24 protein-coding genes are annotated in these 24,019 nt (G+C 65.4%); 9 read left to right on the forward strand and 15 right to left on the reverse strand.

Annotated elements, in window-relative coordinates; translation table 11 throughout:
* Nucleotides 1-26: 26 nt before the first annotated feature.
* Entirely contained in the window at nucleotides 27-1,424 is a 1,398-nt protein-coding gene (gene gltX / locus DDE75_RS00410) for a glutamate--tRNA ligase (RefSeq protein ID WP_108500424.1), read from the reverse strand.
* Nucleotides 1,425-1,542: 118 nt separating this feature from the next.
* Here gltX and DDE75_RS00415 point away from each other — a divergent pair, with 118 nt between their 5' ends.
* A complete protein-coding gene (locus DDE75_RS00415) occupies nucleotides 1,543-3,663 on the forward strand; it encodes a ComEC/Rec2 family competence protein (RefSeq protein WP_108500425.1) in 2,121 nt (706 codons plus the stop codon).
* Between the two features lie 57 nt (nucleotides 3,664-3,720).
* Here DDE75_RS00415 and DDE75_RS00420 read toward each other — a convergent pair whose 3' ends face one another.
* Complete coding sequence (locus tag DDE75_RS00420; protein ID WP_108500426.1) at nucleotides 3,721-5,082, reverse strand: aminotransferase; 1,362 nt, start codon at nucleotides 5,080-5,082, stop codon at nucleotides 3,721-3,723.
* A gap of 155 nt (nucleotides 5,083-5,237) precedes the next feature.
* Between DDE75_RS00420 and DDE75_RS00425 the strand changes: the two genes are divergently transcribed.
* On the forward strand, nucleotides 5,238-6,566 hold the full coding sequence (locus DDE75_RS00425) for an alpha/beta hydrolase family protein (protein ID WP_108500427.1): 1,329 nt from the start codon (nucleotides 5,238-5,240) through the stop codon (nucleotides 6,564-6,566).
* Here the strand turns inward: DDE75_RS00425 and DDE75_RS00430 are convergent.
* Nucleotides 6,551-6,898, reverse strand: coding sequence for a TfoX/Sxy family protein (locus tag DDE75_RS00430; RefSeq protein ID WP_108500428.1), 348 nt, complete (start codon nucleotides 6,896-6,898; stop codon nucleotides 6,551-6,553). The genes DDE75_RS00425 and DDE75_RS00430 overlap by 16 nt on opposite strands.
* Before the next feature lie 62 nt (nucleotides 6,899-6,960).
* Between DDE75_RS00430 and miaB the strand changes: the two genes are divergently transcribed.
* On the forward strand, nucleotides 6,961-8,298 hold the full coding sequence (miaB, locus tag DDE75_RS00435) for a tRNA (N6-isopentenyl adenosine(37)-C2)-methylthiotransferase MiaB (RefSeq protein ID WP_108500429.1): 1,338 nt from the start codon (nucleotides 6,961-6,963) through the stop codon (nucleotides 8,296-8,298).
* Nucleotides 8,299-8,354: 56 nt separating this feature from the next.
* Here the strand turns inward: miaB and queE are convergent, their stop codons facing one another.
* The 4 genes from queE to polA all read right to left on the reverse strand — a co-directional run bounded on the left by queE (nucleotide 8,355) and on the right by polA (nucleotide 13,050).
* On the reverse strand, nucleotides 8,355-9,065 hold the full coding sequence (queE, locus tag DDE75_RS00440) for a 7-carboxy-7-deazaguanine synthase QueE (protein WP_108500430.1): 711 nt from the start codon (nucleotides 9,063-9,065) through the stop codon (nucleotides 8,355-8,357).
* Complete coding sequence (gene queD / locus DDE75_RS00445) at nucleotides 9,062-9,415, reverse strand: 6-carboxytetrahydropterin synthase QueD (RefSeq protein ID WP_108500431.1); 354 nt, start codon at nucleotides 9,413-9,415, stop codon at nucleotides 9,062-9,064. The genes queE and queD overlap by 4 nt, the downstream gene beginning before the upstream one ends.
* Nucleotides 9,415-10,116 (reverse strand): 7-cyano-7-deazaguanine synthase QueC, encoded by a 702-nt coding sequence (gene queC, locus DDE75_RS00450; protein ID WP_108500432.1) that lies wholly within the window; start codon nucleotides 10,114-10,116, stop codon nucleotides 9,415-9,417. The genes queD and queC overlap by 1 nt, the downstream gene beginning before the upstream one ends.
* 135 nt (nucleotides 10,117-10,251) lie before the next feature.
* Entirely contained in the window at nucleotides 10,252-13,050 is a 2,799-nt protein-coding gene (polA, locus tag DDE75_RS00455) for a DNA polymerase I (protein WP_108500433.1), read from the reverse strand.
* A gap of 87 nt (nucleotides 13,051-13,137) precedes the next feature.
* Here polA and DDE75_RS00460 point away from each other — a divergent pair, with 87 nt between their 5' ends.
* Nucleotides 13,138-13,305, forward strand: coding sequence for a DUF2256 domain-containing protein (locus tag DDE75_RS00460; protein ID WP_418304167.1), 168 nt, complete (start codon nucleotides 13,138-13,140; stop codon nucleotides 13,303-13,305).
* 59 nt (nucleotides 13,306-13,364) lie between these two features.
* Here DDE75_RS00460 and DDE75_RS00465 read toward each other — a convergent pair whose 3' ends face one another.
* On the reverse strand, nucleotides 13,365-13,553 hold the full coding sequence (locus DDE75_RS00465; protein ID WP_108500858.1) for a zinc-finger domain-containing protein: 189 nt from the start codon (nucleotides 13,551-13,553) through the stop codon (nucleotides 13,365-13,367).
* A gap of 149 nt (nucleotides 13,554-13,702) precedes the next feature.
* On the opposite strand from DDE75_RS00465, the gene DDE75_RS00470 reads away from it, so the two are divergent.
* The gene (locus DDE75_RS00470) at nucleotides 13,703-14,629 is read left to right on the forward strand and encodes an ABC transporter ATP-binding protein (protein ID WP_108500435.1); all 927 of its coding nucleotides are present in this window, start codon (nucleotides 13,703-13,705) and stop codon (nucleotides 14,627-14,629) included.
* Nucleotides 14,630-14,650: 21 nt separating this feature from the next.
* Here the strand turns inward: DDE75_RS00470 and DDE75_RS00475 are convergent, their stop codons facing one another.
* Together DDE75_RS00475 and DDE75_RS00480 are read right to left on the reverse strand one after the other, a co-directional pair.
* Nucleotides 14,651-15,031 (reverse strand): HIT domain-containing protein, encoded by a 381-nt coding sequence (locus DDE75_RS00475; RefSeq protein WP_108500436.1) that lies wholly within the window; start codon nucleotides 15,029-15,031, stop codon nucleotides 14,651-14,653.
* A 12-nt stretch (nucleotides 15,032-15,043) separates the two neighbouring features.
* Nucleotides 15,044-16,621 carry a DUF5928 domain-containing protein gene (locus DDE75_RS00480; RefSeq protein WP_108500437.1) on the reverse strand — a complete coding sequence of 526 codons (1,578 nt, stop codon included), beginning with the start codon at nucleotides 16,619-16,621 and terminating at the stop codon, nucleotides 15,044-15,046.
* A 170-nt stretch (nucleotides 16,622-16,791) separates the two neighbouring features.
* Here DDE75_RS00480 and DDE75_RS00485 point away from each other — a divergent pair, with 170 nt between their 5' ends.
* Nucleotides 16,792-17,610: a sulfotransferase family protein gene (locus tag DDE75_RS00485; protein WP_108500438.1), complete on the forward strand. Its 819-nt coding sequence runs from the start codon at nucleotides 16,792-16,794 to the stop codon at nucleotides 17,608-17,610.
* Between the two features lie 61 nt (nucleotides 17,611-17,671).
* On the opposite strand, the gene dps is transcribed toward DDE75_RS00485, so the two are convergent.
* From dps to ndk, 5 genes are all read right to left on the reverse strand, one after another.
* Nucleotides 17,672-18,166: a DNA starvation/stationary phase protection protein Dps gene (gene dps / locus DDE75_RS00490; RefSeq protein ID WP_272482556.1), complete on the reverse strand. Its 495-nt coding sequence runs from the start codon at nucleotides 18,164-18,166 to the stop codon at nucleotides 17,672-17,674.
* A 141-nt stretch (nucleotides 18,167-18,307) separates the two neighbouring features.
* Nucleotides 18,308-18,541, reverse strand: a complete 234-nt coding sequence (locus tag DDE75_RS00495; RefSeq protein WP_072296443.1) for an acyl carrier protein — start codon at nucleotides 18,539-18,541, stop codon at nucleotides 18,308-18,310.
* A 170-nt stretch (nucleotides 18,542-18,711) separates the two neighbouring features.
* Nucleotides 18,712-19,449 carry a 3-oxoacyl-ACP reductase FabG gene (gene fabG / locus DDE75_RS00500; protein ID WP_108500440.1) on the reverse strand — a complete coding sequence of 246 codons (738 nt, stop codon included), beginning with the start codon at nucleotides 19,447-19,449 and terminating at the stop codon, nucleotides 18,712-18,714.
* Nucleotides 19,450-19,476: 27 nt separating this feature from the next.
* Complete coding sequence (fabD, locus tag DDE75_RS00505) at nucleotides 19,477-20,403, reverse strand: ACP S-malonyltransferase (protein ID WP_108500859.1); 927 nt, start codon at nucleotides 20,401-20,403, stop codon at nucleotides 19,477-19,479.
* Nucleotides 20,404-20,535: 132 nt separating this feature from the next.
* Nucleotides 20,536-20,958, reverse strand: coding sequence for a nucleoside-diphosphate kinase (gene ndk, locus DDE75_RS00510; protein WP_108500441.1), 423 nt, complete (start codon nucleotides 20,956-20,958; stop codon nucleotides 20,536-20,538).
* Nucleotides 20,959-21,191: 233 nt separating this feature from the next.
* Between ndk and DDE75_RS00515 the strand changes: the two genes are divergently transcribed.
* The 3 genes from DDE75_RS00515 (at nucleotide 21,192) to DDE75_RS00525 (ending at nucleotide 24,018) form a co-directional block, all read left to right on the forward strand.
* On the forward strand, nucleotides 21,192-22,214 hold the full coding sequence (locus DDE75_RS00515) for an AI-2E family transporter (RefSeq protein WP_211659273.1): 1,023 nt from the start codon (nucleotides 21,192-21,194) through the stop codon (nucleotides 22,212-22,214).
* A 99-nt stretch (nucleotides 22,215-22,313) separates the two neighbouring features.
* Complete coding sequence (locus DDE75_RS00520) at nucleotides 22,314-23,078, forward strand: GNAT family N-acetyltransferase (RefSeq protein ID WP_108500443.1); 765 nt, start codon at nucleotides 22,314-22,316, stop codon at nucleotides 23,076-23,078.
* A 124-nt stretch (nucleotides 23,079-23,202) separates the two neighbouring features.
* Nucleotides 23,203-24,018, forward strand: coding sequence for an urease accessory protein UreD (locus DDE75_RS00525; RefSeq protein WP_108500444.1), 816 nt, complete (start codon nucleotides 23,203-23,205; stop codon nucleotides 24,016-24,018).
* Nucleotide 24,019: the final 1 nt, after the last annotated feature.

The raw sequence follows: 24,019 nt of genomic DNA on the forward strand, positions 1-24,019 counted from the left end.
GCCATGCGGACAAGTGAAAGCAGGCTTCAGCCTGCCAAATCGGTCTGGTCCTGAAGCCGGGCCAGCGTTTCGTCGCGGCCAAGCGCGATCATCATGTCGAACACACTGGGGGTTGCGCTGGTCCCTGCCAGGGCGGCCCGCAAGGGGCCGGCGATCTTGCCAAGGCCCACGCCGTGTTGTTCCGCGATCTGCTTGGCAGCCCCCTCCAGCTCGTCTCGGGTCCAGCTAGCATTCTGCACTGCGGCAGTCAATGATTTCAGCATACCACGGGATACCGAGTCCAGATTCTTGGCCGCCTTCTCGTCGACCTGGATGGGCCGCTCGACCAGTGCAAAGCGTGCCTGCGTCAGCAGCGCAGGCAGGGTTTTCGCCTTTTCCTTCAGCGCGGGCATGGCTGCCTCGATGCGCTGGTCCTGCACGGGCTTCAGCGGCTCGCCCTTCGATTCCGTAACGTAATCATGCAACGCCCGCATGACATCTTCATCGGCCATCCGACCGATGTGGAAGCCGCTGACATGCTCCAGCTTCTTGAAGTCCAGACGCGCGGGCGCACGGCCGATGCCCGACAGGTCGAACCATTCGCGGGCCTGCGCGTCGTCGAACAGCTCGTCGTCGCCATGGCTCCAACCAAGCCGCGCCAGATAGTTGCGCATGGCGGCGGGCGGATAGCCGAGCGCCGCGAATTCATGCAACCCAACCGCGCCGTGACGCTTGGAGAGCTTCTTGCCGTCCTCGCCATGGATCAGCGGAATATGGGCGAAGACCGGGCGATCCCAGCCCATCGCGTCATAGATCTGGATCTGGCGGGCGGTGTTGGTCAGGTGATCGTCGCCCCGCACGACATGGGTGACGCCCATATCGTGATCGTCCACCACCACGGCCAGCATATAGGTCGGCGTGCCGTCGCTGCGCAGCAGGACCATGTCGTCCAGCTGGTCGTTGGCCACGCGCACGTCACCCTGCACCTGATCGGCAATCACCGTCTCGCCGTCGCGGGGGGCCTTCAGGCGGATCGCATAGGGCGCATCGGGCAGATCGGTCGCGTCGCGCCACGGGCTGATGAAGGGCTGGCGGGGGTTCTCCTCGCGCCAGGCGGCGATCTCGTCGGTAGTCGAGAAGCACTTGTAGGCCGTGCCCGCCGCCAGCATCTGGTTGGCGACCTCGGCGTGGCGGTCCTTGCGTTCGAACTGGCTGACGGGTTCGCCGTCCCAGTCCAGCCCTAGCCATTCCAGGCCCTTCAGGATGGCGGCAGTGGCCTCGGGGGTGGAACGGGCGCGGTCGGTATCCTCGATCCGCAGCAGGAACTTGCCGCCCCGGCCACGGGCATAAAGCCAGTTGAACAGGGCCGTGCGCGCGCCCCCGACATGCAGATACCCGGTGGGCGAAGGGGCGAAACGGGTGACGACAGAGGGGGTATCGGACATGGGAGCCTTCGGAAAATATCGTGATGCGACACGGGCGGTCGGACGTTAACGCTTTGGTAACGGTCGCCGTGCCATCCTTGCGCGCAAGTGATAGTCAACAGGCCGCGAAAGGACAAGGATGTTGCCCCAGCAGGGCGCGGCCCCCACGAACGCCTTTCGCCCCCGCCCCGCCGCCGCCGCGCGTGCGGGGCTGTTTCCATGGGTGCCTGTGCTTTTGTCGATGGGGATCGCCCTGTGGTTCTGGCGGCCGGCGCTGCTGGGCGCGGGGCAATGGGTCGCGCTGGCCATCGTGGTCGCGGTATCGCTGGCGCTGGCGCTTTCGGCGCATCGCATCGCGGCGCGGGGCAGGATCGGCTGGCCGATGGCCGATGCGCTGCATCTTGGGGCGCTGGCGGTGATGCTGGTGGCGCTTGGGGTCGGTCTGGCGGGCTGGCGCGCGGCCCATGTTGCGGCCCCCGTGCTGGAGTGGCGATACTACGGCCCCGTCGAGGGGCGCGTGACCGAGATCGACCGATCCTCGCGCGATCGGATGCGCGTGACGCTGGATCAGGTGATCCTGCGCGACCTGTCCCCCGACCGCACGCCCGCCAAGGTGCGCCTGTCGCTGATGGACCCCAAGGCCGATCTGCCGCCCCTTGGTCAGCGGGTGATGCTGACGGGGCATCTGGGACCGCCCTCCCCGCCCGCAGCGCCGGGCAGCTTCGATTTTCGCACCTATGCCTGGTTCCAGCAGTTGGGGGCCGTCGGCTATTCCCGCACGCCGATCATGGCGGTGGCGCAGCCCGCGGGGGGCATCTGGTGGCTGCATCGGGCGCGGCTGAAGGTCAGCGCCGCCATCCGCGACCGGATCGGCGGACAGGCGGGCGGCGTGGCCTCGGCGCTGATGACCGGCGACCGGTCGGGCATTTCCGAACAGACGAACGAGGTGATGCGGGCCTCGAACCTCTATCACATCATCTCGATTTCGGGGCTGCACATGGGGATGCTGGCGGGCTTCGTCTATTCGGGGCTGCGGCTGCTGACCGTGGCGGTTCAGGGCGCTGGCATCGGGCTGGGCCGACCTTTGCACAAATGGGCCGCGGGCGGAGCCTTGGCGGCGGCCGCGGCCTATCTGTGGCTGTCGGGCGGCGGCGTGGCGACGGAACGCGCCTTCGTCATGGTCGCCGTCATGCTGGGGGCGATCCTGGCCGACAGGCGGGCGATATCCTTCCGCTCGGTCGCGCTGGCAGGAACCGTCATCCTGATCCTCACCCCCGAGGCCGTCACCGGCGCGGGTTTCCAGATGAGCTTTGCCGCCACCATTGCGCTGATCATCAGCTATGGCCCCTGGTCGCGCATCGCGCCTTGGTTCCCGTGGTGGATCAAGCCCGTCGCGATGCTGGTGGTGTCGTCGCTGGTTGCGGCGCTGGCGACCTCGCCCATCGCCGCGGCGCATTTCAACCGGATGGCGCAATACGGGCTGCTGGCGAACCTGCTGGCGGTGCCGGTGATGGGCACGCTTGTCATGCCCGCAGGCGTCATCGGCGCGGTTCTGGCGCTGGTCGGGGCCGAGGCTCCGGCGCTGTGGGTCATGGGCATCGGCACCAAGTGGATGCTGCTGGTGGCGGAATATGTCGCAGGTCTGGGCGGGTCGGTCATGGCCGTTGCCAAGCCCCCCGCCGCCGTCATCCCGATGATGGAATTCGGCGCCGTGCTGACCATCCTGTGCTGGCGCGACAAGGCCCATCGCAACATGGCGCAGACCTGCGGGCTGGCGGTGGGCATGGCGATGATGGTCGCATCCGCCGCCATCTGGGCCACCGCCCATCGCCCCCTGATCCTGATCGCCCCCGAGGGCGAGGCCGTGGGCCTTATGACCGATCAGGGGCGCGCGGTGTCGAAACCCAAGGGCGGCGCCTTCGTCATCTCATCTTGGCTGCAAGAGGATGGCGACATGGACACGCAGGAGACATCCGCCGCCCGCCCCGCATGGCAGGGCGACAAGCGGGACCGTTGGGCCGCGCTGCCCGATGGCTGGCAGCTGTGGCATCTGACCGGCAAGGGGTCCGGCGACCGTGCCCGCGATGCCTGCGAGCCCAAGCGCATCGTCGTGGTGGCTGAAAAGCCGGACCTGAAGCGCCCCGCCTGCCTGCTGTTCGATCCCGCCAGCCTGCGTCGCACGGGGGCCGTGGCGATCGACTTCAGCCAAGGGACGCCCCTCTGGCGGCAGGGCAAGATGGACCCCCTGCGCCCGCAGTGAAACGACGAACGCCCGGCCGTTTCACGGGCCGGGCGTCTGGATGTCGTGGCGGCAGGATCAGGCGACTTCGGCGAAGACTTTGCCCAGCGCCTTGTCCAGCTTCTCGAACATCTCGTCCATCTGCGGCTCGGTCATGATGAAGGGCGGGCAGAGGACGATGGACTGGCCCAAGGGGCGACAGATCAGGCCCATGTCGGTGCAGGTGTTGGCAATGCGTTCGCTGACCGAAAGCGATCCGTCGAAGGGGGTCTTGGTGGCCTTGTCCTTGACCGCCTCCAGCGCCCACATGAAGCCCACGCCGCGATATTCGCCGATGTTGGGGTTCTGGGCCAACTGGCGCAGATTATCCTCGAAACGTGGCGCCAGATTGCGGACGTTTTCGGCCAGCCCCTCGTTCTTCACCACGTCGATGGCCTTCAGCGCGACCGCGCAGCCCACCGGATGCCCCGAGGCGGTGAAGCCATGCGGGAATTCCTCGATCTTCTCGATCGCGGCCTGCAGGCGCTCGGCCAGTTCCGGCCCCAGGATCACCGCGCCCATCGGGAACAGCCCCGCCGTCAGGTTCTTCGAGCTGATGATCGCATCGGGCGTGAAGTCATAGGTCTGCGCGCCCCAGGTGTTGCCCGTGCGCCCGAAGCCGGTGATCACCTCGTCCGAGATCATGGGGATGCCGTATTTCTTCAGGATCGGCATGACCGCCTGGAAATATCCCTTCGAGGGCGGGATGACGCCGCCTGCGCCCTGCACCGGTTCGGCAAAGAAGCCCGCGATGGTGTCGGCGCCTTCCTTCTGGATCGTCTCCTCCAGTTCGCGCGCAAGGCGGGTGGTGAACTGATCCTCGGTCTCGCCCTCGGCGCCATAGCGCCAGTAATGCGGGCAGCCGACGTGGATGAAGCCCGGCAGCGGCAGGCCGAAGACCTCGTTGTAGGGCTTGCCGGTCATGCTGGCCGACACCGCCGTCACGCCGTGATAGGCGTTCCAGCGGGTGATGATCTTGCGCTTCTGCGGATTGCCTTCGGAGGCATGCATGAACCACAGCATCTTGACCATGGTGTCGTTCGCTTCCGACCCCGAGTTCGTATAGAACACCTTGCCGCTGGAAAACGGCGAGACCTCGACCAGCTTTTCCGACAGCATCACCGTCTGGTCGGACATCCGCCCGAAGAAGGCGTGATAGCCTGGAAAGCGGTCGTATTGGTCCTTGGCGGCCTGCGCCAGGCCCTTGTGGTCGAAACCCGCGACCATGTTCCACAGGCCGGAATTGGCATCCAGGTAACGGTTGCCGTTCACATCGACCACATAGGGGCCTTCGCCATGCGTCAGCACGACCGCGCCGCGCTTGTGCACGCTTGGCAGGTCGGTGAAGCCGTAAAGGGAATATTCGTCTGCGCGCGCTTCCCAGCTTTGCGGTGTCGTCATGGTGATGCTCCTCAACCGGATCTTGGGGGCAGGCTATCCGCGCCGCCCTGCGCGTTCAATGGGGCCTTTCGACAGCGACCGCCCGCACGCGGGTCGTGCTTGTCACGAGGCCTGCCGATATGCACAGTCTGCACATGACCCGAGGAGGAGACCCTATGAAACGACTGATGATGGCCGCCGCCATGATCGCCTGCGCCGCGCCGCTGGCCGCCGAGCAGACACCCACAGCCCCGCAGGAGGCGCAGGTGAACCGCATCGACATGATCCGCCCCGACGCGCCGGAACTGGCCCCCTATGGCCCCTTCCCCGTGGGCGTGAGGGCGGCGGAATTTACCGACCCCGACCGCATCGACGTCAAGGCCACCATGGCGACGGGCACGCCGCCGCGCGGTCCCCGCACCCTGCCCGCCGAGATCTGGTACCCCGCAGCCCAAGGCACCGCACCCGGCGTCGCCTATGACACCATGCTGCGCGACGGCGAAACGCAGATCCAGCTGCATGGCCGCGCCAGCCGTGACGCGACGCCCGCGGACGGCAACTTCCCCCTGCTGATCGTGTCCCACGGCTTTCCCGGCAACCGCTATCTGCTGAGCCACCTGGCCGAGAATATGGCGTCCAAGGGCTATGTCGTCGTGGCCGCCGATCATCCCGAAAGCACCTATGACGACATGGGGCCCTTCACCTCGACCCTGGTGAACCGGGCGGTGGACCAGCGCTTCCTGTTGGACAGCATGGCCGGGCTGGACGACGACATCGGGGCGATCACCGATGCCGAGAATACCGGTGTCGTCGGCTATTCCATGGGCGGCTATGGCGCGATGATCTTCGGCGGCGCGGGCCTGACGGAAACCGCCGTTCAGCGCGACCAGCCCGAACGCTTCATTCCGCCACAAAAGCTGCTGTCGCGCCTGCAGGCGGGCAGTAACGAACACGCCGATCTGGTCGATCCGCGCGTCAAGGCCGTGATCGCCATCGCCCCCTGGGGTCGCCAATACGAGTTCTGGGACGCCGAGGGCTTGGCCGGTTTCGAAAAGCCGCTGATGCTGGTTGCAGGCAGCGCCGACGACGTGTCGCAATATGACGCGATCCGCCAGATCTTCGACCAGACCACCGGCACCACGCGCCACCTGCTGACCTTCAACGATGCCAACCACAACGCCGCCGCCGCCATGCCCGCGCCGGTCGAATCATGGGAGCATTCCGAAAGCTTGGGCCGCGCGCCCTTCGACCATTACGCCGATGCGGTCTGGGACACGGTGCGGATGAACAACATCCTGCAGCATTTCGCGACGGCCTATTTCGACCTGCACCTGAAGGGCGATCAGGACAAGGCGCGCTTCCTGGATCTGACGCCAGCCTCGGACGACGGCATTCAGGCACTGGATGACAATGGCAAGCCGACTGCCGACAACACCTATTGGGCGGGCTTCCCCGATCGCAGCGCCAAGGCTCTGCGCTTCGAGACGCATCAGAAGGGCGAATGACCCGCAGGGGGGCGGCGCAACCCGATGGCATCCAATTCCGCCTGGATGCCCGACAGGGGGCCGCCCCGTACATCCGCGACCAACGCGTCGAAACGCGCCCGCAGGGCGGCCTTCTCGTCGCCCTTGCAATCGTTCCACGGGCGCCCCTGCAGGGCCATGTGCATGACGTAATAGCCGATGAAATGCGGACGCTCGCCCTGCGCCAGCAACGCGCGATAGGCCGCATCGGCCCCCATCGCCCGCAGCGTCGCCGCATCGGGGATGCCCGCCGCGATCAGCGATCCTGCCGTCGCGGGGCCGATATTCCTGATCGTGACCAGATCGCTGTCCATGCCAGCCTTCCCAAAAGCCCTGCTTTTGTGTATCAGCGCGCGAACCCCAAGGACAATGTGGCATGACCGATCAAGCCGGGACCGCAGCCGCGGCCAAGAAACTCTTCATCAAGACCTATGGCTGCCAGATGAACGTCTATGACAGCCAGCGCATGGCCGAGGCGATGGGCGCTGAGGGCTATGTCCTGACCGAGGATCAGTCGGACGCCGACATGGTCCTGCTGAACACCTGCCATATCCGCGAAAAGGCGGCCGAGAAGCTCTATTCCGACCTTGGACGTCTGAAGCCGCTGAAAGCCGCGAAACCCGACCTGAAGATCGGCGTCGCGGGCTGCGTGGCCCAGGCCGAGGGCGCCGAGATCACCCGCCGCATGCCCTTGGTCGATCTGGTCGTAGGCCCGCAGTCCTATCACCGCCTGCCCGCCATGGCGCGCGGCGAAGGTCCGAAGATCGACACCGACTTCCCGGCCGAGGACAAGTTCGACCACCTGCCCGAACGCATGGCCACCCGCCGCGCCCCCGCCGCCTTCCTGACCGTGCAGGAGGGCTGCGACAAGTTCTGCGCGTTCTGCGTCGTCCCCTATACTCGCGGGGCCGAGGTCAGCCGCCCCGTCGAACGCATCCTCTCCGAGGCGCGGGGCCTAGTCACGCGCGGCGTGCGCGAACTGACGCTTCTGGGCCAGAACGTGAATGGCTGGCACGGGGTCGGGCCCGATGGCCGCGAATGGGGCTTTGGCCGCCTGATCCGCGCCATCTCCGAGATCGAGGGCCTGGACCGCATCCGCTATACGACTAGCCATCCCAACGACATGGCCGATGACCTGATCGAGGCGCATCGCGACATCCCCGCGCTGATGCCCTATCTTCACCTGCCGGTGCAATCGGGCAGCGACCGCATCCTGAAGGCGATGAACCGCAAGCATACGGCGGACCAATACCTGCGGTTGATCGACCGTATCCGCGCCGCCCGCCCCGACATCCTGATGACCAGCGATTTTATCGTCGGCTTCCCGGGCGAGACCGATCAGGATCATGCCGACACGCTGCGACTGGTCGAACAGGTAGGCTTCGGCACGGCCTTCAGCTTCAAATACTCGCCCCGCCCCGGCACCCCCGCCTATGACCGCCCCGAGGTCGAGGCCGCCGTCGCCGATGCCCGCCTGCAGGAATTGCAGGCATTGCTGACGCGTCAACAACGCGCCGTTCAAAACGACATGGTCGGCCGCACCCTTGGTGTCCTCTTCGAGAAACAGGGCCGAGATGCGGGCCAGATGATCGGCAAGTCCGATTACCTGCATTCGGTCTTCGTTGATGCGCCGCAAGGCCAGATCGGCGATCTGGTGCAAGTGCGCATCGTCGAAAGCGCCACGAATTCACTGCGCGGCGAACTGATCAGCTAAGGCGAGGGCAGCGGGGGGTCCGGGGGACAGCAGCCCCCCGGCGTCGCGGGACGCAATCACACCCCGCGCAGGTTTCCCCACAACATCACATGCAATTGCGGCAGGACCCGGGGCCGGAACCAGCGATCCGCCGTCACCTTCTCGACCAACCACAGCAGCCTGTCCGCCACATCCTGCGCCGCGACCGGCACATCGGGGTCGACTTCGGGGTTGCCGGGCTGCAGGTAAAGCGGCAGGTCGGGATAGCGGACGGCGGCATCCTGCGCCCACGCATAGTCGCGGTCGTCGAAGATCACGATCTTCATCACGGTCTGCCCCGCGTCCCGGCCCGCCTGAACGCAGGCGTCGAAAGCCTCCCAATCCACCACCTGATCGCTGGAGGGCGGCTTGGGGCTCAGCACCAGCATGTCCAGATCCGCAAACCACGGACGCGCGACCGAGCCTTGGGTCTCGCAGGCAAAGCGGTATCCTTGGGCCTTTCCCATGGCGATCACCGGGGCGAAATCCTGGATGGCCGGGTTGCCCCCCGAGATCGAGACGGTCAGCGGCACGCCCCCCGACAGATCGCGCACCTGCTGCCAGATTTGCGCTGGCTCCATCGGAGCCCATGTGTCGCGAAAGGCGCTGTCCACGGCATGCATCGAATCGCACCAGCTGCAACGGTAATCGCAGCCGCCTGCGCGGATGAAGACGGTGGGTTCGCCGATCAGGGCACCCTCGCCCTGGATGGTGGGGCCGAAGATCTCGGCGATGCGCAGACGGGTCATGGGCGGTACTCGGCCCAGGTCTTGGGCGTCTCGCTGATCCTGACGGCGGTGGTTTCGGGCCAGCGGGCGGCGCACCAGTCGAAGAAGTGCCGCGCCATGTTCTCGGCCGTCGAGGGGCCGTCCAGCACGTCGTTCAGGTGGCGGTGATCGAAGGTCCCGTCGATGTAATCCTTCAGCGGCTTCAATTCATGGTAATCGCGCACGAAGCCGTCCGCGTTCAGATCGGCGGATGCTAGTTCGACCACGACGATGTAGTTGTGCCCATGCAGCCGCGCGCATTGATGGTCGTCCGGCAGATGCGCCAGCTGGTGCGAGGCGCTGAAGTGGAACTCTTTGCTGATCCGGTACATCACGCCCCCTCATGCGCGGCGATGGCCGCCTGCCAGTAATCGGGATCGGCGTAATCGGTGGGATCGGCCACGCCCGCCAGATGGAAGGCCTCGCGCCGTTCGACGCAGGTGCCGCAGCGTCCGCAATGCCAATCGCCGCCCTTGTAGCAGGACCATGTCTCCGCGAAGGGCGTTGCATGGCGCGCGCCCTCGGCCACGATATCGGATTTGGTCGCATGAACGAAGGGCACATGCAGGACAATATCGGCATAGCCGTCCAGTGCCGCCTTCTGCATCGCGCCGAAGGCGTCGGTGAAGGCCGGGCGGCAGTCCGGATAGATGAAGTGATCGCCCCCATGCACCGCCGCCGCGACCGCATCATCGCCATTGGCTGCCGCGATACAGAAGGCGATGGTCAGCATGATCGGGTTGCGGTTCGGGACGACGGTGATGCGCATCGTCTCCTCGGCGTAATGGCCGTCGGGGACGTCGATGTCATCGGTCAGGGCCGATCCCGACAGCGCGGCACCCAAGCCCGACAGATCGACCAGATGGAACGGCACGCCAAGGCGGCGGGCGCAGGCGGCAGCGAAGTCCAGCTCCCTGCGATGGCGCTGGCCGTAATCGAAGCTGACGATGCGCGAAAGTTGCCCCTGCCCGGCAAGGCTGTGCGCCAGCGAAACGGAATCGAGTCCGCCGGAGCAGACAAGTGTGGTCTTCATATCTGTAACCCTTGTTTTTGTGACCCGGGTAGGCTGCGACCGGGTGCGTGCCGATTATCAGCGGATGCGCCGAAAGTGAAGGGCGGGGAAGACCCCGCCCTTTATGGGTATTTGGACAACCGAGAAATGCGGGCCTTAGTGCGCGTCGGCCCAGTTCACGCCCTGTCCCGCATCCACCGTCAGGGGAACCGAAAGCTTCAGGACCGGCTCGGCGGCGTTTTCCATGATGTCGCGGGCTGTCCTGATCAGGTCGTCGACGGCGTCGTCGCGCACCTCGAAGACCAATTCATCATGAACTTGCAGCAGCATCCGCGCGGGCAGGTCCTTGATGGCGTCCGGCATACGGATCATGGCGCGGCGGATGATGTCGGCGGCAGCCCCCTGAATCGGCGCATTGATGGCCGCGCGGCGCGCACCGCCTGCGGCAGGGCCCGACTGGTTGATGCCGGGCGTGTTGATGCGGCGGCCGAACAGGGTCCGCACGAAGCCGTCCCGTTTCGCGTCGGCCACCGTCTTGTCCATGAAGGCACGAATTTCCGGGAAGCGTTCGAAATAGGTGTCGATGAAGCTTTGCGCCTCGGCCCGCGGGATGCGCAGGTTGCGCGACAGCCCGAAGCCCGAGATGCCATAGATGACCCCGAAGTTGATCGCCTTGGCCTGACGCCGGATCATCGGGTCCATGCCCTCGACGGGCACGCCGAACATCTGGCTGGCGGTCATGGCGTGGATGTCGATATCGTCGCGGAAGGCCTGCTTCAGCGCCGGGATGTCGGCGACATGGGCCAGGATGCGCAGCTCGATCTGGCTGTAGTCCAGGCTGACCAGCTTGTAGCCCTCGGGCGCGACGAAGGCCTGACGGATGCGGCGGCCTTCCTCGGACCGGATCGGGATGTTCTGCAGGTTCGGCTCGCTTGAGGCCAGGCGCCCCGTCTGTGCGCCGGTGATGGAATAGCTGGTGTGCACCCGCCCCGTTTCAGGGTTCACATAGGTCTGCAGCGCATCGGTATAGGTCGATTTCAGCTTGCTGATCTGGCGCCAGTCCAGGACGCGTGCGGGCAGGTCGTGACCTTCGGCGGCCAGATCCTCCAGCACGTCGGCGCTGGTGGAATAGGCACCGGTCTTGCCCTGCTTGCCGCCTTGCAGGCCCATCGTCTCGAACAGGATCTGGCCCAGCTGCTTGGGGCTGCCGATGTTGAACTTCTCGCCAGCCAACTCGTGGATCTCATCCTCCAGCTGGGCCATCTTCTGGGCGAAGGCGTTGGACATCTGGTTCAGCGTGGCCCCGTCGACGCGGATGCCCGCCATCTCCATGTCGGCCAGCACCGGGATCATCGGGCGTTCCAGCGTCTGATAGGCGGTCATCACCTGCTGGTCGGGCAGCATCGGCAGGAAATGCTGATAAAGGCGCAGCGTGACATCCGCATCCTCGGCGGCATAGGGGGCGGCCTTGTCGATGGCGACCTGGCCGAAATGGATCTGGCTCTTGCCCGACCCGATCAGCTCCTTGATGGGGATGCATTTATGGCCCAGATAGCGTTCGGCCAGTTCGTCCATGCCGTGATTATGCGTGCCCGCGTTCAGCGCATAGGACATCAGCATCGTATCGGCCAGGGGCGTCATGCGGATGCCCATGCGGGCCAGGATCTTCCAGTCGTACTTAAGGTTCTGCCCGATCTTCAGGATCGCGGGATCTTCCAGCACCGGCTTCAGCGCAGCCAGCACGGCCTGCGCATCCAACTGGCCTTCGACCAGCGCGGATTTGCCAAACAGATCGTCGCCCCCCGCCACATGGCCAAGCGGAACATAGCAGGCCTTGCCCGGTGCCACGGCCAGCGAGATGCCGACCAGATCGGCGCGCATCTCGTCCAATCCGGTCGTTTCGGTATCGATGGCCACCTGCCCTGCCTCGCGGATGGCGGCGATCCAGCCGTCCAGCGCCTCCATGTCGGTCACGGTCTCATAGGCGGCGGTGTCGATGGCGGGCTGTTCGGGCGCGGCCGGCGCATCGGCTACGGGCGGGGCGGTGATGACAGGGGCCTCGGCCCCCAGCTTTTCGGCGATGCGGTTCGACAGAGTCCGCATCTCCATGGTGGACAGAAACTCCAGCAGGGTCTGCGGATCGGGGTCGCGCACCTCGAGGCTGTCCAGCGTGAAATCCAGCGGCGTGTCGCAATCCAGCGCGACCAGACGGCGGCTGATGCGGATCTGTTCGGCGTGGTCGATCAGCGTCTGGCGACGCTTGGGTTGCTTGATTTCGCCTGCGCGTTCCAGCAGCGCGTCCAGATCGCCGTATTCGTTGATCAGCAGGGCGGCAGTCTTGATGCCGATGCCAGGCGCGCCGGGGACGTTGTCGACCGCGTCACCTGCCAGCGCCTGCACGTCGATGACCCGGTCGGGGCCGACGCCGAACTTCTCCATCACCTCATCGGGGCCGATCAGCTTGTTCTTGATCGGGTCCAGCATGTCGACGCCGTTGCCGACCAGCTGCATCAGGTCCTTGTCGCTGCTGATGATGGTGACGCTGCCGCCCGCATCGCGCGCCTTGCAGGACAGGGCGGCGATGATGTCGTCGGCCTCGTACCCTTCGGTCTCGATGCAGGCGATGTTGAAGGCGCGGGTCGCGTCGCGGGTCAGCGGGAACTGCGGGCGCAGATCCTCGGGCGGTTCGGGGCGGTTGGCCTTGTAGTCGGGGAAGATCTCGTTGCGGAATGTCTTCGAGGAATGGTCGAAGATCACCGCCGCATGGGTGGGGGCGCTGCTGCCGTCCTCGTTCTGGACATAGCGCCACAGCATGTTGCAGAAGCCCGCAACGGCGCCCATCGGCAGCCCGTCCGATTTCCGCGTCAACGGCGGCAGCGCGTGATAGGCGCGGAAGATGAAGGCCGATCCGTCGATCAGATGCAGGTGGCAGCCCTTGCCGAATGCGTCGCTCATGCTCAACTTCCCCTCTGGTCAGAGATGTCTTCTGACACGCCCGCGCCGAAATCTCCAGATGCCGATGGGAACCAGCCGATGCCCAAGATGCGCCGCAAGGCCGACCTGCCCCACAAGACCTGCGCGACCTGCGGGCTGCCCTTCGCCTGGCGCAAGAAATGGGCGAAGGATTGGGATCAGGTCAGATATTGTTCCGACCGCTGCCGGAACGCCGCACGAAGGTCGGGGAAAGGTGGCGAAGCCACCCGGCCTTGACGGCCCCCTCGATGGGGGCTGGCAAGGCCTGCCGCTTGGGCGTCAGGGGCCGGGACGGATCAGTGATCGTCGGCGGCGTGGGCGCGGTCGATGATGAAACGCTTGTCGCAATAGCCGCAATCGACGAAGCCCGCCTCCGGCGCGATGGCCAGCCAGACGCGCGGATGGCCCAAGCCCGCGCCGTCGTCGCCATCGCAGCTGACGCGCCACTTGGTCACCACCTCGGTGACGGGGGCGGGCGAATTCATCGCCTCGGGGCCGGTTTCGGTCGACAGAGGCGTTTCGGGCGTGACGTGCTGGGTCATGGGCTGGCCTTCTTGTGGCGGCGGGCTTCATCTGGTCTAACCCCCAATAGCGCAGCGCCGCCTGCCTTCGCAAGCACTGCAAGGATGACCCCATGCCCGATGCACTTCAGATCACCGGTCTACGCAAGACCTACGCCGCCCAAGGCAACGCCCCTGCCAAGCACGCCCTGAAAGGCGTCGACCTGACCATCAAGGCGGGCAGCATCTTCGGCCTGCTGGGTCCGAACGGGGCGGGCAAATCCACCATGATCAACATCCTGGCCGGTCTGGTGAACAAGACCGCGGGTCAGGTTGTCATCTGGGGCTTCGATCAGGATGTGAACCCGCGCCAGTCGCGGGCCGCCATCGGGGTCATGCCGCAGGAGCTGAACATGGACCCCTTCTTCACCCCCCGCGCCAGCCTCGAGGTGCAGGCGGGCCTCTACGGCGTGCCGAAATCCGAACGCTGGACGGATGAACTGCTGGAACTGGTCGGCCTGACCGATCAGGCCAATGCCTATGCCCGCAACCTTTCGGGCGGGATGAAGCGACGCCTGCTGCTGGCCAAGGCGCTGGTCCACCGCCCCCAGATCCTGGTGCTGGACGAACCGACCGCGGGCGTCGACATCACCCTGCGCGAGATGCTGTGGTCCAACGTCCGCAAGCTGAACGAGGCGGGCATGACCATCATCCTGACCACGCATTACCTGGAAGAGGCCGAACAGATGTGCGACGAGATCGCCATCATCAATCACGGCGAACTGGTCGTGCGTCAGAACACCCGCGACCTGCTGTCGCGCACCGACGGCAAGACGCTGGTACTGGATACGGGCGGGCCGGTCACCCTGCCCCCCATGCCCGAGGGTGTGCGCCACGAACGCCGCCCCGACGGGCGGCTTGCGATCACCTATCCGCCCTCGCGGCTGCGGGCCGATCAGCTGCTGGACGCGCTGCGGGGCGCGGGCATCCCGATTCTGGACGTCGCGACCGAACAGCCGGATCTGGAAGACGTCTTCGTGGAACTGACGCGCGACAAGTGATCCTGACGAGCGCCCCGCAGGTCAGTCGCGCAGGCTGACCATCGGCCCCATCATCCGGCCACCCATGATGTGCAGGTGGAAATGCGGCACCTCCTGCACGCCATGTTCGCCGGCGTTGGTGATGGCGCGGAAACCCTTGCCATCCTCAAGCCCCACACCTTCGGATGCCACGACCTGCGCGCAAAGCCGCATGAACCCCGCGATCTCGGCGTCCGAGGCATTGGTCGAGAAATCGTCGAAGCTGACATAGGCGCCCTTGGGGATCACCAGCACATGGGTCGGAGCCTTGGGCGAGATGTCGCGGAAGGCCAGCGCGTGATCGTTCTCGGCCACGGTGTCGTTCGGGATCTCCTTGCGCAGGATCTTGGCAAAGATGTTGCTGTCGTCATAGGCGATTGCCATGGGGGAACCTTTCTAGTCTTCGAACAGATGCGGCGTTTCCGCCAGTTTTCGGGCCTGATCGGCCGGGATCTTGAAGAAGCTGGCCAAGGCGGCGGCATTCGCCTCGGGGCCAGCCTGTTCCGAGATGATGGACAGATGGGTGAAGCCGGCCTCCTTCAGGCGGTCGGCCTCGTGCTGCAGGTCGCTGCGAACGATGGGCAGCAGGCTTTCGATCTGCGCCTGCGGGGCGTCATCGGCCACCAGCCCGACGCGTCCCATGTGCCCGCGCACGTATTCGTCGTCGAACGCGCTCTCGATGAACAGCACGCGCACCTCCGACCGGTCGTTGTTGAAATCGCGCACAAGGCTCAGCGCCGAGGGATCGACGCAGAAGGCCAGCTGCCGGGTGTCGAACTGTTCGAACATCAGCTTGACCAAGGCCCGCCGGTGCCTTTCGCGCTTGCCGAGCGAGGATTCGACACCCCCCATCTCGGGCAGGTTGGCCTCGGTTTCGTTGAACAGGTAATCCACGGCGGGAATATCGGTGTGATGGCGGGTCGCCGCCGTCAAGCGCTTGGCGACATGCCATTTCTTGGCCACGATGATATGGGCGATGCGGTTGTTGCCCAGGCTGCCGTCGGTTTCCCAGAAACGCGGGGCGAAACGCCGCCCGATGCGCCCCCGCCCCGTCAGGAAGCTGAACAGGCGACGCCCCTCAGCGGCGATGGGGAAATTCTGCCCGATGGTCTGCCACAGGGCGCCCAGCCTCTCGCGCAGCTCCAGCGCCTCGGGGCTGATCTTGCGGGCGAACAGGTAATCCTGGCGTAGCAGCAGGTCGTAGTGGTCGTTGTAGAAGGTCACCGGCATCCCGTAGTCGGTGAAGATCAGGAAGGTCAGCGTGCGGGTGCGGATCTGGGTCCTGGGCACCACATGGGCCACGAGCGTCTGGAAGAAGGTCTCGTCGGGGATCCAGGTGGTGCTGAAGAAGCGCGGGATCTCGGGTCGCTGGCGGATCAGGTCCAGGATCGCCTCGATGGTCTGGCGGCGCAGGCACCACCATTGCGATCCGATCATCACCTGCAGATCGCGGGGCACCTCTCGCGTGATGCCAAAGCGTTTCTGCAGTTCGAAGCTGGTATAGAACAGCCACTTCTGGGTGCGTTCGTTGAACCAGTGGCGATAGATCAGCCGCTCTTCCTTGAAGCCGGTCTTGATCCAGTCGCTTTTGAAATAGTCGAAGCTTTCGATATAATCGCAATCCTCGGCATCCAGAAAGGACCGCGCGAATTCGCCCGACTTGATGGGCATGCAATCGCCCGACAGCATGTAGAAATGCGTGGCCTGCGGAAAGGCGGCCTCGGCCGCGCGGACGGCTTCCAGGGTGGCCGCGACCAGCGACCATTCTCCCCATCCGCATTTCAGCCTGCGCTGCGCGAAGGTGACGCCGGGGTGATCGCCAAGCGCGTCCTTGATCTGCTGGAACATGGCGGCGGGCGCACGCTTGTCGAAATGGATCGAGACGAAATCCCCGGTGGCGGTCAGCCGCCTTGCCTGATCGATGACGCCCTGCGGGTCCTTGTGCGTCAGCAGAATGAAGGCAATCCGCGCCATGTTTCGATGACCCCTCTCGGACTGATTGCACGCGCCTTGACGTAAGACGTTGAAAAACTCTGTCAGTTTTGCTTTGAGTGTGTAACGATTTTTAACGTTGGGACAAGCAGCACGACCCGCCAGTCCAATTTCATCGGGTCGGATGCCGGCAATTTCGGAGTGGTACGCACATGGGTTTTCCCGGCGTCTGGATGACGGAAAGTGAAAGCATGATCTATCGGGTCGTGCCGAAATGCGCGTGCTCGACCATCGGTCAGATCATGTTCCATTCGGATCACGGTCGCTTCTTCGACGGCGATATCCACGATGCGACCGAGGGCATGCACAAATGGGCCCAGGAACACAGCCACGACCCCATCGAACGCGCCGTCCGCGCGCATGAGGCGGTTACCTTCACCTGCGTCCGCAACCCCTATGCGCGCATCCTGTCGTCCTTCTTCGACAAGATCGCCGGCATTCAGCGCAATGGCCGCCGCTATCGCGGCAACCTGGTGCCGCAGTTGATCCAGCGTTACGGCATCGACGTGGGCAGCCCCGAAAACGACTTCGAATTCGACCAGGTTGCCAGCTTCCGTCGTTTTCTGCTGTTCGCCCGCGATACCATCCGCTTCCGCAAGCCGATGGAGCCCGACATCCATTGGTCCGCCATGTCGGGTCATATCGCAACCTTCATCGTGAACGGCGGCCGCTACGATCAGATTTTCCACACCGAATCCTTCAACGAGGGCATGCGGAAGGTGCTGGACCAGGCCGATACCAAGGTGCAGATGGACCTTGAGCAGGTGCCGCGCTTCAACGAATCCGAAGGGCATGGCTCCAAGCGCGCCCATAAGGTCAGCGAATATTTCGACGATCTGTCACGTCACCTGATCTGGGAAATCTACAAGGACGATTTCCAGCTGTTCAAATACGACTTCGACGATCCCGACAACAAGTTCGCCGTGGCCGAGGTCGACATCGACGAGGTTCACGCCAAGCTGGGTCGCTGAACCCGACGTCAGAAACGAAAAGGGCGCCCGGCAGGGGCGCCCTTTTCCACTGGGTCGGCGGTTATTCCAAGTGGCTTTCCAGGAACCACAGATCCTTGTCCGCCGTCCGCGAGGCGGCGGTGAAGATGTCGGCGGTATCGGCCTCGCCGGCTTCGTCGGTGATGTCGATGGCCTTGCGCAGGTTTTCACCATGGTCGCGCAAGCGGTCGCACAACTCCTTGATGTGGTCGTTCACCTTGGTCACATCGGTCGGATAGGGCTTCAGCGTCGATTCCCTGGCGATGTTTTCAGCCGTTCCGATGGCCACGCCGTCCAGGATCTGGATGCGTTCGGCGAAGGTGTCCAGGTGTTCGTTCAACCGGGCATTCACTCCGTCGACGAATTCATGGACGGCGATGAAGTTGATGCCCTTCATGTTCCAATGCGCCTGCTTGATGGCCAGCGACAGCGCCAACCCGTCGGCCAGACGGGCGTTCAGTTCCGAGATCGCGGTCTTGCGGGCGTTGTCGGTCAGCCCCTTCAGGTTCACAGCCATGGTAAGCTCCTTTGTCGTCATTCGGGCCTACAACCCGAAGGACAGGACGCAGGTTCCACCACAGGTGCGGGGCCGGGGAACCGGGCATGAAAAAACGGCGCCCCCTTGCGGGAAGCGCCGTCTTGGACGTTGCCCCTTGGCGGGGCAACCGCAAGCGTCGGATCAGACCGCGCCCTTGATGAAGCTCACTGCATCGCCAACCGTCTGGATGGTTTCAGCGGCGTCGTCGGGGATCTCGATCCCGAACTCTTCTTCGAAGGCCATAACCAGCTCGACGGTGTCGAGGCTGTCGGCACCCAGATCGTCGATGAACGAAGCGGATTCGACCACCTTGTCTTCGTCAACACCCAGGTGCTCGACTACGATCTTCTTCACGCGATCAGCGATATCGCTCATGTCATATCCTCATTTCGCGGGCATCCGCCCATTTTTTGCTCGGGCAAGCGGCCCGATTCAGCACAGGGCGGTTCCCCTGCTGCTAAAGCCGGGGATATAGCACCCATGAACCTTCATGCAACCGCTTTCGCATCAGATCCGGATCGGCGTTGCATGCAGGTCAAAGCCCGTCAGATCATCGCCATGCCGCCGTTCACGTGCAAGGTGGTGCCGGTGACATAGCCTGCCTGCGGGCTGGCCAGATAGAGGACCGCCGCGCCGATGTCGTCGGGGCTGCCCATCTGGCCCGCGGGGATCTGGGTCAGGATCTTGGACTTCTGGTCATCGGTCAGCTTGTCGGTCATGGGCGTTGCGATGAAGCCCGGCGCGACGCAGTTCACGGTGATGCCGCGGCTTGCGACCTCATAGGCCAGCGATTTCGACATGCCGACCAGACCGGCCTTGGCGGCGGCGTAATTGCCCTGCCCCGGATTTCCCGTCGATCCCACGACCGAGGTGATGTTGACGATCCGTCCCCAACGCGCCTTCATCATGCCGCGCAGGACACTGCGCGACAGCTTGAAAACGCTGGTCAGGTTCACGTCCATCACCTGCGCCCATTCGTCGTCGGACATGCGCATGAACAGGTTGTCGCGCGTGATGCCCGCGTTGTTGACGAGCACATCGATGCCGCCCATCGCCTCGGCCGCGGCCTTGGGAAGCGCCGCCACCGATTCGGGATCGCCCAGGTTCGCCAGAACCACATGCGCGCGGTCGCCCAAGGTATCGGCCAGTTCGCGCAAGGGGGCCTCGCGCGTGCCGGACAGGGCGACGGTCGCCCCCGCACCATGCAGCGCCGTGGCGATCGCGCCGCCGATACCGCCCGAAGCGCCGGTCACCAGCGCCGTCTTACCCGTCAGATCGAACATCTTCGCCTCATCCAGTCGTGTCATGTCTTATGCCTTCAGCGCCGCGATATCGGCGGGTGCGCCGATGTTGCGGACGGTCGCATCCTTTACGATGCGCTTGATCATGCCCGACAGCGCCTTGCCTGCGCCGATCTCCCAGAACTCGGTCACGCCGCCCTCGGCCAGGTTGGCCATGGATTCGCGCCAGCGCACGGTTCCGGTCACCTGTTCGACCAGCAGACGGCGGATGGCGCCCGGCTCGATCACGGGTTCGGCGCGCACGTTGGCGATCAGCGGCACGGCGGGGGCCTGGATGTCGACGCCGGCCAGCGCATCGGCCATGACGGCGGCGGCAGGCTGCATCAGCACCGAATGGAAGGGCGCCGAGACGGGCAGCAGCAGCGCCCGCTTGGCGCCGGCTTCCTTCATGGCGGCCATGGCCTGTTCGACTGCCCCTTTGTGGCCCGAGATCACCACCTGCGCCGGGTCGTTGTCATTGGCGGCCTGCACGACCTCATCGCCGCCCACATCGCGTGCGATGCGGTCCACGGTCTCGAAGTCAAGGCCCAGGATGGCGGCCATGGCACCGACGCCCACGGGCACGGCCTCTTGCATGGCCTGGCCGCGCAGGCGCAGCAGGCGGGCGGTGTCCGACAGCGTCAGCGCGCCCGCGGCACACAGTGCGGAGTATTCGCCAAGCGAATGGCCGGCCACGAAATCGGCGTCGGTGATGTTGATGCCCTCGGCCTCCATCGCGCGGAAGGCCGCGATCGAGGTCGCCATCAGCGCCGGTTGCGCGTTCTGCGTCAGGGTCAGCGTCTCGGCGTCACCTTCCCAGATCAGCTGCGACAGCTTTTCGCCAAGCGCCTCGTCGACCTCGTCGAAAACATCGCGTGCGGCGGGATAGGCCTCGGCCAGTTCGCGCCCCATGCCGACGGTCTGCGCCCCTTGTCCCGGAAACACGAATGCCCGCATCTTGATCCCCAATTTGTTTGATCGTTGCCCAAGGCAATAGCCTGCCCGCCATCTTCCCGCAACCAAGCCCACGATCGGCGCATGAAAAAGGGCCCCCGAAGGGGCCCCTTTCCGATCCGTCGCAGGTGGCGATCAGCCGACCAGTTCAAGACCCGAGAAGAAGAAGGCGATCTCTTCCTTGGCGGTTTCGGGGGCGTCCGAACCGTGGACCGAGTTCTCGCCCATCGACAGCGCGAATTCCTTGCGGATGGTGCCGGCATCGGCGTTCTCGGGGTTGGTGGCGCCCATCACTTCGCGGTTCTTTGCGATGGCGTTGTCACCTTCCAGAACCTGCACGACGACCGGTTCCGAGGCCATGAACTCGACCAGCTCGCCATAGAAGGGGCGGTCCTTGTGGACTTCGTAGAACTTGCCTGCCTGCTCGGCCGACAGCTTGATGCGCTTCTGGGCGACGATGCGCAGGCCGGCATCCTCGAACTTGGCGTTGATCTTGCCGGTCAGGTTGCGGCGGGTGGCGTCGGGCTTGATGATGGAAAGCGTGCGTTCGGTGGCCATTGGGTCATCCCTTGTCTGACGGGCGGGAAAGGCCCGCCGTGAACTGAAATCCGCGTCCGCATAACAGGGTCGCCCGCATCGGGCAAGACGGGCCATGGGTTTCGCAGGCCCCCCGTGGAACATCTGGCGGCGGCAGCGGTTGGAAGGCCATCACCCCGACGCGCAGGACCACCATGCCCGATCAATCGCCCATCCGACATGACGCCGAACCCCGCCGCCTGACGCTCGGGACCATGACCACCGCGGCCGCATTGGCGATCCTGATCGCGGCCGCCTGGTTCTGGTCGAACATCCTGATGCTGGCCTTCGGCGCGGTGCTGATCGCCATCGCGCTGCGGGCGGGTGCGCAGGGGCTGCACCGTCACCTGGGGCTGAACATCAAGCTGGGCGTGCTGACCGTCGTCTTGGCCTTCGTGGCGGTCGTGGCGCTGGTCGTCATGCTGGCCGGTCAGCCCGTCGCCGATCAGTTCGGGCAGCTGGTGCAGGGCCTGCCGAAGTCCTGGGACCGGGTGCGGGAATGGGCCTCGGGCAATCCCATCGCCTCGGTGATCCGCGAGCAGGTTGAGGCCTCGGACCAGATGGAACAGGGCGCCTCGAAGCTGGCGGGCAACATTCCCGACATCATGGGCAAGCTGACCGGCATGCTGAACATGATGCTTGGTGGGCTGTCGTCGGTCCTGCTGATGATCATGGTGGCGATCTTCGTAGCCCTCGACGCGCCCACCTATCGCCGCGGCGCCATCCGCCTTGTGCCGCCCGCGCACCGCCCGCGCGCCCGCCACATCCTGGCCGAGCTGGGCGACCAACTGGGCCGCTGGATGGCGGGACAGGCGCTGGACATGGCCATCGTCGCCGTGCTGGCGGGGGTCGGGCTGTGGCTGCTGGGGGTGCCGCTGGCGTTGCTGCTGGCGCTGATCGCGGGCATCACCAACATCGTGCCGATCATCGGGCCGGTCTTCTCGGGCGGGATCGCGGCGCTGTTCGCCCTGTCGCAGGGCTTCGATTCGGCGCTTTACGTCGCACTTCTGTTCACCGCCATCCAGATGTTCGAGGGCAACATCCTGATGCCCCTGATCCAGAGCTATGCGGTCCATCTGCCCCCGGCGCTGACCATCATCGCCATCATGGCCTTCGGTGCGCTCTTCGGCTTCGCCGGGGTGATCCTGGCCGCCCCCCTGCTGATCGTGACGATGCTGCTGGTCCGCCGCATCTACGTCGAGGGCATGCTGGGCGATACCGGAAGTGACGAGGACTGAGGCAGATCGCGCGTCTTTTTCCGGCCACGCGTCGGCAATTCGTGATTTCGACACATGGGCGGGTTATACTGTCCGCAGCTTCAGCCAAGGGGTCACGCCATGCAGCCGATCACCAGGGGTCTCTACCGGGCACGTCTGGCCGAAACGCCCGCCGACCTGCAGGCCACCCAGAGGCTGCGCTGGACCTGCTTCATGGCCCGCGAAGGGCAGGATGACGACGGCGTCAGCCTGGACCGCGACGCGCTTGACGACGATTGCAGCCACATGATGATCGAACAGGTGGCGACGGGGCGGCTGATCTGCTGCTTCCGCTTCCTGCCGCTCAGCGACGGCTCGCAGATCGCGCGCAGCTATTCGGCGCAATTCTACGACCTGGCCGCCCTGGGCCGCTTCGACGGCCCGATGGTCGAGATGGGGCGCTTCTGCATCCATCCCGACATCCACGACCCCGACATCGTGCGGCTGGCATGGGCGGCGCTGACCCGCTTCGTCGATCAGACCGGGGTCGAGATGCTGTTCGGATGCTCAAGCTTCACGGGCTGCGAACCCGAGCCCCATGCCGAGGCCTTCGCCATGCTCAAGGAACGCCACCTGGCCCCGCGCCGCTGGTGGCCCCGCGTCAAGGCGCCCAAGGTCTTTCGCTTTGCCCGCGCCCTGCGGCTGCGCAAGCCCGACCCGCGGCAGGCGATGGCCGCCATGCCGCCGCTGCTGCGCAGCTATCTGGCGATGGGGGGCTGGGTCAGCGATCACGCCGTAGTCGATCCGACGCTGCGGACCATGCATGTCTTCACCGGGGTCGAGATCCGCGCCATCCCCCCGGCCCGTAAGCGCCTGCTGCACGCCATGCTGGACCAGCCAGCCTGACACCGCCCATCGTGCAGGCATGTTGCCCATTCCATATGCATTCGGTCAGGCGATGCCCGCCTGACAAGCAAATTCAAGGCCGAACGCAGTTGACCTTGCACGTCCCCGCGCGCCCCTTGCCCATATGTTCGACACGGCCACACAAGCGACCAAGATGCAGCGCAGCCATGGGGCGGCGCATGTCGTCATGGGACCGCGCGGGCTGATCGATCTGGCGCAGCAGGGCTCGGCCAAGGCGCAGCTGCCGCGCATGACCAAGGGCCTGCCCGAGATCGTCTTCCTGAACACCTCGGGCGGGTTGGCATCGGGTGACCGCCTGCGCTTCGCGGTCGATCTGCGGGACGGCACGCGGGCCCTGGCGACGACCCAGACCGCCGAACGCGCCTATCGCGCCAATGATGCCCCAGCCCGTGCGCAGCTCGCGCTGAGCGTCGGCAAGGGCGGCTGGCTGGATTGGCTGCCCCAGGAAACCATCCTCTATGACAATGCCCGGCTGGAACGCGACACGCAGGTCGATCTGACGGGCGACGCGGGCTGCATGTTGTTGGAGATCCTGGTCTTGGGCCGTCTGGCCATGGGTGAGACCGTCAGCCGCCTGCATCTGCGCGACCGCCGCGTGGTACGCCGCGACGGCCGGGTGATCCACCATGACGCATTGGCGTTGGATGACGCCGCCCTGCCCCGCCTGAACGACCCTGCCATGCTGGCCGGCGCGCGGGTCATGGCCAGCATGGCGGTCATCGCCCCCGATGCCGCCGATCTGCTGCCGCGTGCGCGGGCGGCGCTGGACGAACCGGGCGTGACCGCCGCCGCCAGCGCCCTGCCGGGGCGGCTGTGCCTGCGCATCCTGTCCCATGACAACTGGCCGCTGCGGCGGCAGGTGAACCGACTGCTGGGCGCGCTGCGTCCCGATCCCCTTCCCCGTATCTGGCAGGTCTGAC

Source organism: Paracoccus indicus, from assembly GCF_003056335.1.
GTDB classification, from domain to species: domain Bacteria; phylum Pseudomonadota; class Alphaproteobacteria; order Rhodobacterales; family Rhodobacteraceae; genus Paracoccus; species Paracoccus indicus.

Bases quoted from the DNA above. Each gene is read 5' to 3' on its own strand.
- gltX (WP_108500424.1), bottom strand. From the start codon at position 1,424: ATGTCCGATACCCCCTCTGTCGTCACCCGTTTCGCCCCTTCGCCCACC.
- DDE75_RS00415 (WP_108500425.1), top strand. From the start codon at position 1,543: ATGTTGCCCCAGCAGGGCGCGGCCCCCACGAACGCCTTTCGCCCCCGC.
- DDE75_RS00420 (WP_108500426.1), bottom strand. From the start codon at position 5,082: ATGACGACACCGCAAAGCTGGGAAGCGCGCGCAGACGAATATTCCCTT.
- DDE75_RS00425 (WP_108500427.1), top strand. From the start codon at position 5,238: ATGAAACGACTGATGATGGCCGCCGCCATGATCGCCTGCGCCGCGCCG.
- DDE75_RS00430 (WP_108500428.1), bottom strand. From the start codon at position 6,898: ATGGACAGCGATCTGGTCACGATCAGGAATATCGGCCCCGCGACGGCA.
- miaB (WP_108500429.1), top strand. From the start codon at position 6,961: ATGACCGATCAAGCCGGGACCGCAGCCGCGGCCAAGAAACTCTTCATC.
- queE (WP_108500430.1), bottom strand. From the start codon at position 9,065: ATGACCCGTCTGCGCATCGCCGAGATCTTCGGCCCCACCATCCAGGGC.
- queD (WP_108500431.1), bottom strand. From the start codon at position 9,415: ATGTACCGGATCAGCAAAGAGTTCCACTTCAGCGCCTCGCACCAGCTG.
- queC (WP_108500432.1), bottom strand. From the start codon at position 10,116: ATGAAGACCACACTTGTCTGCTCCGGCGGACTCGATTCCGTTTCGCTG.
- polA (WP_108500433.1), bottom strand. From the start codon at position 13,050: ATGAGCGACGCATTCGGCAAGGGCTGCCACCTGCATCTGATCGACGGA.
- DDE75_RS00460 (WP_418304167.1), top strand. From the start codon at position 13,138: ATGCGCCGCAAGGCCGACCTGCCCCACAAGACCTGCGCGACCTGCGGG.
- DDE75_RS00465 (WP_108500858.1), bottom strand. From the start codon at position 13,553: ATGAATTCGCCCGCCCCCGTCACCGAGGTGGTGACCAAGTGGCGCGTC.
- DDE75_RS00470 (WP_108500435.1), top strand. From the start codon at position 13,703: ATGCCCGATGCACTTCAGATCACCGGTCTACGCAAGACCTACGCCGCC.
- DDE75_RS00475 (WP_108500436.1), bottom strand. From the start codon at position 15,031: ATGGCAATCGCCTATGACGACAGCAACATCTTTGCCAAGATCCTGCGC.
- DDE75_RS00480 (WP_108500437.1), bottom strand. From the start codon at position 16,621: ATGGCGCGGATTGCCTTCATTCTGCTGACGCACAAGGACCCGCAGGGC.
- DDE75_RS00485 (WP_108500438.1), top strand. From the start codon at position 16,792: ATGGGTTTTCCCGGCGTCTGGATGACGGAAAGTGAAAGCATGATCTAT.
- dps (WP_272482556.1), bottom strand. From the start codon at position 18,166: ATGACGACAAAGGAGCTTACCATGGCTGTGAACCTGAAGGGGCTGACC.
- DDE75_RS00495 (WP_072296443.1), bottom strand. From the start codon at position 18,541: ATGAGCGATATCGCTGATCGCGTGAAGAAGATCGTAGTCGAGCACCTG.
- fabG (WP_108500440.1), bottom strand. From the start codon at position 19,449: ATGTTCGATCTGACGGGTAAGACGGCGCTGGTGACCGGCGCTTCGGGC.
- fabD (WP_108500859.1), bottom strand. From the start codon at position 20,403: ATGCGGGCATTCGTGTTTCCGGGACAAGGGGCGCAGACCGTCGGCATG.
- ndk (WP_108500441.1), bottom strand. From the start codon at position 20,958: ATGGCCACCGAACGCACGCTTTCCATCATCAAGCCCGACGCCACCCGC.
- DDE75_RS00515 (WP_211659273.1), top strand. From the start codon at position 21,192: ATGACCACCGCGGCCGCATTGGCGATCCTGATCGCGGCCGCCTGGTTC.
- DDE75_RS00520 (WP_108500443.1), top strand. From the start codon at position 22,314: ATGCAGCCGATCACCAGGGGTCTCTACCGGGCACGTCTGGCCGAAACG.
- DDE75_RS00525 (WP_108500444.1), top strand. From the start codon at position 23,203: ATGTTCGACACGGCCACACAAGCGACCAAGATGCAGCGCAGCCATGGG.